This is a genomic window from Arthrobacter sp. H5 (assembly GCF_000520595.1).
Taxonomy (GTDB): Bacteria; Actinomycetota; Actinomycetes; order Actinomycetales; family Micrococcaceae; genus Arthrobacter_D.
This window is the reverse complement of sequence record NZ_AZSC01000332.1, coordinates 1-10873: the sequence shown is the minus strand read 5'-3', so window position 1 is coordinate 10873 and position 10873 is coordinate 1. Positions and strand designations below refer to the sequence as shown.

The following is a 10873-nucleotide window of genomic DNA, read 5'->3' as shown; positions in this document are numbered from 1 at the left end:
TGTGGTGGGCGGTGCGCACCGGGGCACCTCCGGGCCCGGCGCCTGCAATTTTGGCCATGACCTCCTCTGCTGAACCCAGGTACTGCTGGGAGACGATGCGGGGCTTGCCGTCAACCCGGGCGGACTCCACTGCGTAGTAATACGTTTTGCCGTCCTGCTTCTTGCCCACAATCGAAGTCATATCTAGGTAATACTACAAAAACCGCGCCAATACTGGGCGAAACGCCCAAAAATCAGAAAATCCCGGAAACTCCCGCTAGACGCCGTCGGACGCTTTTTGCAGTTCACTGATGTTGATCTTGCGCATGCCCAGCATTGACTGCATCACGCGGCCTGCTTTGTCGGGATCGGGATCACCCATCATCTCGCCCAATTGGCGCGGCATTATCTGCCAGGACAAGCCAAACCTGTCCTTGAGCCAGCCGCACATTGATTCCTCGCCGCCATCGGCTGTGAGCTTGGTCCACAACTCGTCGGTTTCTTCCTGGGATTCGGTGGTGACGGAGAGCGAGATCGCCTCCGAGAACGTGAACTGGGGTCCGCCGTTCAGAGCTTGGTGCTGCACGCCATCGAGCTCAAACTCCACCGTCAGCACGGTTCCTTCCTGAGGCCCGCTGCCTTCGCCGTAATAGGACGTGTTCAGGATTCGGGAGTTGTCGAAGAGGGAGACGTACAAGTTGACGGCTTCTTCTGCCTGATTGTCGAACCAGAGGCAGGGCTTAATTTTCTGCATGACGGTTTCTCTTTCATTTGGATGCTGACAATGGCCAGTCTTGCCCACGGCGCCATGCCGGGCAAGGTCTCAGCCAGGCAATAATCTCGCCGAAGTTTGCTGAGCCAGATTCCTGTCGAAGGTCCAGAGCAGCGATGTGTCGGTGGCCTCCGCATCCGTGACCAGGTAGCAGTCCTCGAAGGAGAGTTTTGGATGATTCACGTAGAGGTCGAATGCCGCGGAGAACAGGTCGGCGTTTCCGCCGATCTGCGGTTGATTCAAAAGCCCGCCAATTGCTTCCCACTGCTGAGCCCGGGATAAGCCGTATGCCCGGCCCAAAACGAAAATGACCTCGATCAGTGCCGTATCTGAAATGTGAAACGGCCCACCGGAATTGAGCAACGCCTTGGCCGCGTCATGCTGCTTAGGCACATCCCGCAACAGCAGGCGGAGCAGGATGTTGGCATCGAGCGATCCTGCAGTGCTCACGTGGAACGGTGTGACTGATAGTAGCCGTTCACGTCAGTCACCGGTTCGCGCTTCTTCGCATAGCCTGTAACCCGCTCGCTCAGTTCTTCGATAGAGATCACCGGTGAGATTGTGAGGCGATGTGCTGCCGGATCGATGGTTGCCTCGAGCTGGTCGCCCTTTTTCAGGCCAAGGCTCTCACGCATTGCGACCGGCAACGTGATCTGGCCCTTGCTACTCACTGTCAATATAGCCTTCATGACTTACATTATACGTTGAGTAAGTTGCGAATAGTCAGGTAAGCCCTATGTCATCTTGTCGAATCGCTTTCGCGCACGGTCGACCTCCCGCTTCGTTTCCCTCGCTGAGCGGTCCGCCTGTCCGCTCACGGGCGGCGTCGTCAGCTTCATCGTCGATGCCGTCGATGTCCAACTCAAGGTCACGGATGCGTTTCCGCAGCTCCTTGACCCGCGCCACGAGGCTCTCCCGTGTCTCCTTTAACTGTTGGATCCGCGCGCCAGCCTGCTCGGCGTCGTCGTCGGCTTGTTCCGCGCGGCTCTCGGCGTCCTCCAGCTCCGACCGCGCCTGCGCCGCGGCGTCATCCTCTGGCTCCCCGGCCCCTTCAGAGTGCGCAGTGTGACTCTCGAAAGGCCCGCCTACAGCTCCCGTGAGGTCAACCGGCTCCCAGCCGCTCGCCGTGAGCGCCCGGATCAAACGGCCGCTCGCCACCGCAGCCGCTGCTCCGGCGTCAGCCATGGCCGCACGCAGCGTTTGCTCCACTTCGGTTGCCACGGAGGCGCTGATCTTCTGGCCAAACTCCTCGCCTAGCAACCCGCCGTCCTTCACCATTGCGGCGAGGAGTGCCTGCCGCTTGGTTCCCAGTTCCTTGAGTTGCTTGCGGTCCAAGGCGTCCTGCGCCTTGCGGAGTGACTCGCCCAATGCCAGAGCACCTTGAAGCTCCTTCGCGCGGTATCCGGCGAGCATGTTGATCAGCCAAGCCGATGCGGAGGGCTTCTGCAGTTTCCTGACCTGACCGGCCAGTTCCTTGTCCTCAACGGTTTTAGCCCGCTCATTGCGCGCAGCCGTGAACTCATCGAGCGGCTCCGCGTAGAGCTCTGCCGCGATGGTGGTGAGATCCATTGTGTCCCGTCGGTGGACTTCAGGTGCTTAGAGCGGCGGAACGAATGGCCCCGGCTCTGGGAAGGGGCGATCGGGGGACGGCCCTGGGTCTGGTTCCTGCGGGACGTCGGGGGAGCCGGGTCCGGGTTCGGGCCAGGGGTGCGGCTGCGGATCGGTTGGATCCGGGTGCGGCTCGGGCGGTGGTGGGAAAGACACGATCGACTCCCTTGCTGGTTGGGGGCTGGTTGTCGTCAGGATACGCGCGACGCTGCTCCTGGACAATGACGGGTGCTGATCCATTTGAGGAACGCTCGCGAAATCACGGGGTTCGCAGGTGAGGATGAGTGACAGTCCCTGTCGTTGGGAGCGCTTATTCTCTCCTGCGAACCCCGCGATAAAGCGCATGCTTGGAGTGTTGGCAGTACCTGACAGGAATCTTCCCGTCAGAATGGTTTCGAGTCCGGAGCTTTGTGCCGGGTATGGCGGATGAGCGTGGTCTTGGAGATGTGGAGGGCATATCGATGTGGCTTCAAGCGTTGGTATGGGGAACAGTTGCCGGGGCGGCATTGGTGCTCGGTTCCGCACTGGCATGGAATTGGGTGATCCCTGCGAAGCTGGTGTCATCGATCATGTCCTTCGGGGCTGGAGTGCTGATTTCGGCTTTGGCCTTTGAACTTGTTGATGAGGCGGTGCAGGAAGGGGGACTGTGGCCGACTGTCACCGGATTTCTTACCGGATCGATTGTTTATGTCGGAGCGAACATGCTCTTGGCTCGGTCGGGAGCCAAACATCGCAAGCGATCCAGAGGGCAGCAACCATCTGAACAGGAAAGCCCAGGCAGCGGTACCGCTATCGCCTTTGGCGCGCTTCTTGACGGAATACCCGAATCGATAGTTCTCGGGGTGGGCCTGGTAACGGCTGGATCGGTGAGCCCTGCGATGCTGGCAGCAGTGTTCCTTTCCAATGTTCCAGAAGGTCTGTCAGGCACTGCCGGGATGAAAAAAGCTGGGAGAAGCGCCCGCTATGTATTCGGCCTTTGGGGAGGAATCGCGCTGCTCTGCGGCCTCGCTTCCATGATCGGCTATGCCACCCTGGAGAACGCCTCGGGTGGGGTGATTGCTTTCATTACGACGGTGGCAGCTGGCGGGATTCTCGCGATGGTCGCTGACACGATGATCCCGGAAGCCTTTGAAGAGCACCACAACTTCACCGGCTTGACCGCATCCATTGGTTTCCTAACTGCGTTCACAATTCATCAGGTCGGGGGATAACCCGTCGTTTCCTCAGCAAAATTATTCAGTCTCCTTTCTCATTCTGATTGGTGTCCTTGCTGAACGCGAAGAATGGTTGTCTAGGCCCTCACGAATAGACGCAACTGGTGGACGTACAATCAGTTGTGAAAACTACTTTGCGTGGCATCAGGCAGTCCCGAAAGGCACGCCGTCTGGGGTATTGGATCCTGGACGATGAGAACCAGCGGCGACGAAGGAAGCCAGGTAACCCCCGTAAGCATTTATGGTGGCAGGTAATGTGCCTGACTGGTGTGGACTATTTCTCAACACTTGGTTACCAGCCCGCAATCGCAGCCGTTGCCGCAGGCTTTCTCTCTCCCCTAGCAACCTTAGTTCTGGTTTTAGTCACACTTCTGGGAGCCCTGCCCGTTTACAAAAGGGTTGCGCGCGAAAGCCCCAACGGCGAAGGCTCAATCGCCATGCTTGAGCGGTTGCTTCCACATTGGAGGGGGAAGATCCTCGTGTTGGTCCTGCTGGGCTTCGCCGCTACCAGCTTCATGATTACCATGACCCTTTCGGCGGCAGATGCCAGCGCCCATTTGATCGAAAACCCATTTGCCCCGAGTTGGGTACATGGCCAGGAGGTCATTGTCACGCTTGTATTTCTGGGGCTTCTTTCGGCGGTTTTCCTCCGAGGATTCCACGCGGCGATCGGTATCGCAGTGGCGCTCGTTGGGGTTTTCCTGCTGCTCAACCTTGTTGTCATTGTAATGTCACTGGCCCAGGTGGCTGGTGAAAGGCAACTGATCGATGATTGGTGGACGGCGCTGAACACACAGCACGGCTCCCCGGTGATGATGGTGGCGGCCGCCCTGTTGGTTTTTCCCCGCCTTGCGCTGGGTTTGTCCGGTTTTGAGACAGGCGTCGTTGTGATGCCGTTGATCAAGGGCAATCCAGGGGACACCGCTGCCAAACCTGAAGGCCGGATTCAGGGCACCCACAAGTTGCTTACCTCGGCTGCACTGATCATGAGCGGGTTTCTCATCACATCAAGCGTTGCAACGACAATCCTCATTCCGCCGGAGGAATTCCGCGAGGGCGGCCAGGCAAACGGTCGTGCGCTCGCGTACCTGGCGCATATCTACCTCGGCGATGGGTTCGGCACTGTTTATGACATCAGCACTATTGCAATTTTGTGGTTCGCTGGAGCATCGGCGATGACGGGCCTGCTGAATCTGGTTCCCCGCTACCTGCCCCGTTATGGGATGGCACCGGCGTGGGCAAAGACCGCCCGTCCACTGGTGATTGTCTTCACAGTCATTGCCTTTTTGCTCACCTACTACTTTGAAGCAGACGTCGAAGCGCAGGGCGGAGCGTATGCCACAGGCGTTCTGGTTCTTATTACCTCGGCAGCCGTGGCGGTAACGCTCTCAGCGCGGATCAAAGGCCAGGGAGCACTCGCGCTTGGCTTCGGCGCGGTGACGGCCATCCTGATGATAACCACCGTCATCAACATGATTGAAAGGCCCGATGGCTTGAAAATCGCCGCGTTTTTCATCCTCGGCATCATTGTGGTTTCCTTCGCCTCCCGTTTCCGCCGAGCCTTCGAACTCCGCGCCACCAGTATCCAGTTCGACGACGAAGCCCTCTCCTTCGTTTCATCCAAGGGTTCAGGACCGATCGTCCTCATCGCTCACGATCCCGCGCGAATCACCGAGGGAGCATACCGTCGGAAACTTCAGCATGCCTGCACGGTAAGCCACTTGAACGAAGCCGATAATCCTCTGTTCATCGAGGTAATTGTCGATGATTCCTCAGATTTCGAAACCGAACTTTCAGTACAGGGCATCCAGCGCCACGGCTATCAGATCCTCGAAGTCCACAGCTCAAACATTCCAAATACCATCGCAGCGCTCATGCTGCACATCCGAGATGTCACAGGGCAGATGCCGCACGTTTACTTCCGCTGGACGGAGGGCGACCCTCTGATCAACCTCTTCAGGTTCCTCTTTACCGGGGAAGGAGAAATAGCGCCGGTAACCCGCGAAGTACTCCGGGAAGCCGAACCGGATGTGACCAAACGGCCTTGGGTACACGTCGGTTAACACGGCGGCACCCGAGAGACGAGGTTTCCCCAAGGTGCTGATGGGATATTGACGCTATGTCAGCCCAGACAGGCGTACAGGCTGTCCTCCCATTGAGGCGCCGGCGGATGATGATCATCCCGCTGAGTATTCTATGTCTGCTTGGAATCTGCCTCGGTCTTCTGGTCTTCGCCTCTCCCGGCAAGCCAAGCACTCAGCTTGGCGCATCAGCGGAGGTTCCGGGTGGACTGGCTTCCATTTCCGGTGTCATCCCCTTGGAAAAGGACAATTGGCGACCGCCCGCGTCTGCTGATGCGATGGACGTTGCACCCATGGAAGGTGCGCATCGGGTTCGCATCGTGGTCCAGTTCACTGCACTGGATCCTGACGGCATGTCCATCGATTCGTCCGGGTTTGTTGTTGACGGCCTTGGAACAGGCGAGCCGCGCCCTCTTTGGGCAGAAACCACGGAAGAAAAAATAGACCAAGGCGAGTTCGCCGTCGCCACGCTGGTCTTTGAACTCCCCGACCGGGCCGTCGAACTCGTCCTGGAAAATGACTCCGGCTACCGTCTATCGCTGGGTACTACGCATCACACCGGCGGACCGTAGCCCGCCAGAGCGAGCTTTCCCAGCCATTGCCATGCCCGCAGATAAGTAGTGCGTCCAAACGCGTCCGCGCCATCGCGCAACCCACATAAATTCAGTCAAACGGAAGTGATTCATCATGTCCATATCCCGGCGTGAAGTCCTCGCATTAGGCGGACTCGGGCTGATTGGAGCGGGAATCGTTACGGTTCCCATTTCGACAGTATCCGCAAAATCAGCAAGCCAGCTCAGCGCGAGGGACATGCCCCGTCCCTACACGAGCGCCTTTACCATCCCACCCAAATTGCAGCCCCAGTCAGTAACCGTTGACCCGGACGGCTCGCTCGTCAACCACTACAACATCGCCATGCGTCAGGGCACAGCTCAGATACTACCGCGTCAAAGCACAGGGATTCTGGGCTACAACGGAACGTTTCCCGGTCCCACGATCGAACTCGATCAGGGAACACGGGCAGTCATTGATATGCGCAACAGGCTCCCGATGCGTCACCCGCAGTGGGGTCATCATCTTCTAGCCACCTCCACGCACCTCCATGGATCCGCCTCGCTGCCGCAGTTCGACGGTTACGCCAGCGATGTGACGGCTCCCGGATTCTGCAAGTACTACCAGTACCCCAATTTCCAGGCGGCGAGGACGCTGTGGTATCACGACCACGGAGTCCATTTCACCGCTCAAAACGTGTACTCGGGACTTGCCGCAATGTACATCATGCATGATCCAATCGAAAAAAAGCTGCTTCCTCAAGGCGACTTTGACGTGCCGCTGATCATCAGCGACGCGATGTTTGCCGCGGACGGTTCACTTGGCTTCGATGACCGGGACCATTCCGGGCTATGGGGCGATGTGGTACTTGTCAACGGCCGGGCGTGGCCTGTCATGAAGGTCCAGCCCCGCGTGTACAGATTCAGGGTACTTAATGCCTCCATTTCCCGCTCCTACCGTCCATCGCTGAGCACCGGTGATCCGGTATATATCGTTGCGACAGATGGTGGGCTGATGCCGGCGTCGCAGGCGGTCACGAACTGGCGTCATGGCTCCGCTGAACGGTATGAGGTGCTGATCGACTTCAGTAAGTACAAGGCGGGCACCCGTGTAGAACTTCGAAACCTGTCCAACCCGAACAACCGGGACTACACGGACACCAACAAGATTATGGCCTTTGACGTTGCGGCGCTCACCCCTGCCGAAGAAAGCCACATGAAATTGGACCCGCAGTGGAACCGAATCCCCCAGTCGCTCGCCGGCAGCCACGTCATGAGCCTGACGGAAAAAGATTCCGAGAAAACGAGGAACTTCCGCGTCCAGCGGAGTGGTCTCGCTGAACCTTGGACCATCAACGGTGTTACTTGGGAGGACGTCATCGCCAGCAACTTCAAGCTAGCCAGCGCAGACCCAAGGCTGGACGCCGTTGAGGTCTGGGAGATTGAAAACAAATCGGGGGGCTGGTTCCACCCGGTCCACATTCATCTGATCGACTTTCAAATTCTCAGTCGAAACGGGAAGGCGCCCTTTCCCTGGGAGCGTGGTCCCAAGGACGTTGTTTACATTGGCGAGAACGAGAAGGTGAAGGTCATTATGAAGTTCGGTCCGCACAAGGGCCGCTACATGGTTCACTGCCACAACCTCCCCCACGAAGACCATTCGATGATGTTCCAGTTCCGGGTCGGTCTCGCCGAGAAAGACATCGACGACTGCGATCCCATCCTCGCGGCGCCTCCGACTCTGGACCCTGAAACGGACTGAGGACAACATGACGGCACTAAGAACCCTAAGCCTCCCTGCCCGCCGACTCTCACCGAACAGAAGAGCCGGGCCGATGCCGGTCATAGCAGTTGCGCTTTTGATGTTCTTGCTGGCATTGCGGATCTGGATTCTGGAACCGATGGTTGTGGAGTCAAACAGCATGACTCCCACCATCAATCCCGGCACCATTGTCTTCATCCTGAAGCCCGCGCAGGCGCTTTCCAGTATTAGTACGGGAGGCCTTGTGGTGTTCGACTCCCCAACTGACGGGCTCCCCATGATCAAACGCGTCGTCGGACAAGCAGGTCAGACGATCGAGATCAGGGACGCGCAGCTCTATTTGGACGATGTCCCGGCTCTCGAGCCGTACGTCGACCGGGCGAGCATCGACGGAACCTATTTTCCACAGACTCAGGTGCCGCCCGGCACCGTATTTGTCATGGGGGACAACCGCGAAAGATCCATCGACTCCAGGGACTTCGGCCTACTGCCGGTGGAAGACATCACGGGATTTGTCCTACATGCAGGCCAACAATAACCACGACATAACGAAAGGTAAGACAATGAAATCAGCCCACTACAGCCGGGGTCGGTCGCCAGCCCGCCTCGCGCTGGTGGTCATCACCGCCACAGCTTTATCGACAGGCACTCTGGTGTTTGCGCAACAAGCGTCGGCAGCTGTCCCTGCCTTCCCCAACAACATCGTGGTCTTCCCCGACCGCGATTTCGTTAGTGTGGAGGGCTACCAGGACCATGCTGGCGAAACAGCGTTGGTCGAGGTCACCCGGCCCGGCTCGGGAGCGGTCGGCTCAGCCCGCAGCGTTGTCTCCGGAACCGACGTTGCGTTCGAAATCAACCACCCCGGCGGCGTCTGCTGGGGGGCTGATACTGCAGCAAAGGTCACCCCCGATATCCGCGCCGGCGATACGGTCTCCATTACTTTCGCCGACGGAACCCGCGATGAAACAACCACGCAAGATGCGGCGGTCACCCAGGACATGACCCTTGAAGGGTCTACCCTCACTGTGCTCGGACGCACAGGGCCGAACGTCAACAGGGCGCAAATGGAACAGCGGGTCATCAACCCCGATCTGGGAGCCACCGACGTGGGCAGGCGCGATATCCGCGCGCTGCCGGGTCCGCTGGTACCAGCGGCCAAGGGCGGCTATTCCTCAAGTCTGACATTTGCAACCGACGGAACGTTCCTGGCGACCTATCAGTTCAACGACCCGGCAACTGCGCAAATCGCAGCAGCGGCAGACCTGGGTGAGCGAGCAATGGCGTGGCAACAGGAAGACGCCGATGGTAATCGACAGGGATTGACTATCGCCGAGTTCGGGGAATTAGGCGGTCCGGGAATGGGCGGATGCCCCGCCGGACCGGGTGACCAACCGGCGCCCTCTCCCGGTGCCGCCTCGGTGGTACATTCCGTCGATAAGACCTCCATGCAGGTGAAGTGGACAGCCGCAGCATCACAACCAGGTGCTGCAGCGGTAACCGGATACAGCGTGGTTGCAATCGATCAGACAGTCACGAACGGCCAGCAGGTTCAGTTGGGCGCGCGGACGAACGCTTCCACCGCTCAGAGCACCATTACCAATCTGAACCCGGCCTCAACCTATACTGTGGAGGTCCGCTCACTGGCCGGTTCCCGCATGAGCGATGCGTACACCGTTGCACCCGCCGCGGCGCCGCAGCCCGGTGACACAACGGTGCCGACGCTGGCGCTGACACCGGCGCCGGAACCGGGTGCTGTCACCAAGACCAATTCAGTGACTGTCACCGGCGACGGGCAGAACTTCTTCACTACTGACGGATCGCCCGTGATCAGTGGGGGCCTGCCGTCAGACACCTCCCAGCTCTATACTGGTCCGGTCCCCATCGCCGGACCGACCACCCTGAAAGTCGCAGCATTTGACCAGGCGGGGAACTTCCAGCTGATAGAGGGTGAGTACGCGCCGCTTGCTGGTTCTACGCTTCCACCAGCCGCTCCGACGGGTCTGGCCGCTACGGCCGGACAGGGGTCCGCGACGCTTCGTTGGGACGCTTCGGATCCATCGGTAACCGGATACCAGGTCACCGTGTACGGGACTAACGGGACTAACGGGACTAACGGGACGGCGCTGCCGCTTAGTGCCCAGCCCCCGGAGACAACTGCCAGAACGCAAACCATCACGGGCCTGGCCGGTGGTTCCACTTACGGTTTCAGCGTCAAGGCGAAGACGGCAGCGGCCGGATTCGGGGCTGAATCTCAGAAGGTGACCACCACCATCCAGCCGGTTACCGATCGGCTCACCATCACTTCCGCGAGATGGAAGTCCGGTGAGTTCCGGGTGGTCGGCACAGCCTCCATGGTCGGCGCCACTGTCACAGTCCACCGAGTGACGAGCACCGGTGCAATCGGGGCCGCAATCCCTGGCGCACTTGCCACTGTAACCGCTGCTGCCCCTCCAGGAATTGGTGACTTCAGCATCAGGCTGCGCAATGGGGCAGCGCCAACACAGAATCCGGGAAGAATCTATGTAAAGTCGAGCAACGGAGGTGTGGCCGGACCGTTCACAGTTTCGAACGGCTAGAGCAAATACATCGAGTGGTCACAGATAGCGTGCCGAGCGCCCCCTAGTACTACAGTCGCGTTTATGGGGTGTGTCCGCGGGCTTTGTAATGACTATGTCGGGCGCGGTGCTGGTGTTTTCGACGCCAGGTTGAGTGTTCCAGGACTTGTTCGGGGGCGATGGTCCGGTGCCAGACTAGTCGGACCAACAGGCGTCTGATTTCGGGCAGTGAGAGCCGGATCAGTACGCCGTCAGCGGGGGCAGGGCCCCTTTTTTGGAGCGGATCACGGTCAGGAAGGCCTGGGCGAACATGGAGAGGGTGATGTGGCGGTACCAGCCGGTGTATTGGCG

The 10873-nt window shown here is 59.1% G+C and carries 11 protein-coding genes; 6 read left to right on the top strand and 5 right to left on the bottom strand.

Annotated features, from left to right (window positions below):
• From Y708_RS0100935 to Y708_RS27235, 5 genes are all read right to left on the bottom strand, one after another.
• A partial coding sequence (locus Y708_RS0100935; RefSeq protein ID WP_028278493.1) for a hypothetical protein occupies positions 1-181 on the bottom strand: 181 nt, incomplete at its 3' end.
• Between the two features lie 75 nt (positions 182-256).
• Positions 257-781 (bottom strand): VOC family protein, encoded by a 525-nt coding sequence (locus Y708_RS0100930; RefSeq protein ID WP_343212915.1) that lies wholly within the window; start codon positions 779-781, stop codon positions 257-259.
• A 21-nt stretch (positions 782-802) separates the two neighbouring features.
• On the bottom strand, positions 803-1201 hold the full coding sequence (locus Y708_RS22045; protein ID WP_051478384.1) for a PIN domain-containing protein: 399 nt from the start codon (positions 1199-1201) through the stop codon (positions 803-805).
• Positions 1198-1440, bottom strand: a complete 243-nt coding sequence (locus Y708_RS22040; RefSeq protein ID WP_035774924.1) for an AbrB/MazE/SpoVT family DNA-binding domain-containing protein — start codon at positions 1438-1440, stop codon at positions 1198-1200. The genes Y708_RS22045 and Y708_RS22040 overlap by 4 nt, the downstream gene beginning before the upstream one ends.
• A 34-nt stretch (positions 1441-1474) precedes the next feature.
• The gene (locus tag Y708_RS27235) at positions 1475-2320 is read right to left on the bottom strand and encodes a hypothetical protein (RefSeq protein ID WP_051478383.1); all 846 of its coding nucleotides are present in this window, start codon (positions 2318-2320) and stop codon (positions 1475-1477) included.
• Between the two features lie 494 nt (positions 2321-2814).
• Here Y708_RS27235 and Y708_RS0100910 point away from each other — a divergent pair, with 494 nt between their 5' ends.
• The 6 genes from Y708_RS0100910 to Y708_RS0100885 all read left to right on the top strand — a co-directional run bounded on the left by Y708_RS0100910 (position 2815) and on the right by Y708_RS0100885 (position 10543).
• The gene (locus Y708_RS0100910; RefSeq protein ID WP_028278491.1) at positions 2815-3570 is read left to right on the top strand and encodes a ZIP family metal transporter; all 756 of its coding nucleotides are present in this window, start codon (positions 2815-2817) and stop codon (positions 3568-3570) included.
• 257 nt (positions 3571-3827) lie between these two features.
• The gene (locus Y708_RS0100905) at positions 3828-5636 is read left to right on the top strand and encodes an APC family permease (protein WP_081746405.1); all 1809 of its coding nucleotides are present in this window, start codon (positions 3828-3830) and stop codon (positions 5634-5636) included.
• A 56-nt stretch (positions 5637-5692) separates the two neighbouring features.
• Positions 5693-6226 carry a hypothetical protein gene (locus Y708_RS0100900; protein WP_051478381.1) on the top strand — a complete coding sequence of 178 codons (534 nt, stop codon included), beginning with the start codon at positions 5693-5695 and terminating at the stop codon, positions 6224-6226.
• Between the two features lie 115 nt (positions 6227-6341).
• Positions 6342-7967 carry a multicopper oxidase family protein gene (locus tag Y708_RS22030; protein ID WP_035774923.1) on the top strand — a complete coding sequence of 542 codons (1626 nt, stop codon included), beginning with the start codon at positions 6342-6344 and terminating at the stop codon, positions 7965-7967.
• Positions 7968-8040: 73 nt separating this feature from the next.
• On the top strand, positions 8041-8505 hold the full coding sequence (lepB, locus tag Y708_RS0100890) for a signal peptidase I (protein ID WP_028278488.1): 465 nt from the start codon (positions 8041-8043) through the stop codon (positions 8503-8505).
• 25 nt (positions 8506-8530) lie between these two features.
• Positions 8531-10543: a fibronectin type III domain-containing protein gene (locus Y708_RS0100885; protein WP_028278487.1), complete on the top strand. Its 2013-nt coding sequence runs from the start codon at positions 8531-8533 to the stop codon at positions 10541-10543.
• Positions 10544-10873: the final 330 nt, after the last annotated feature.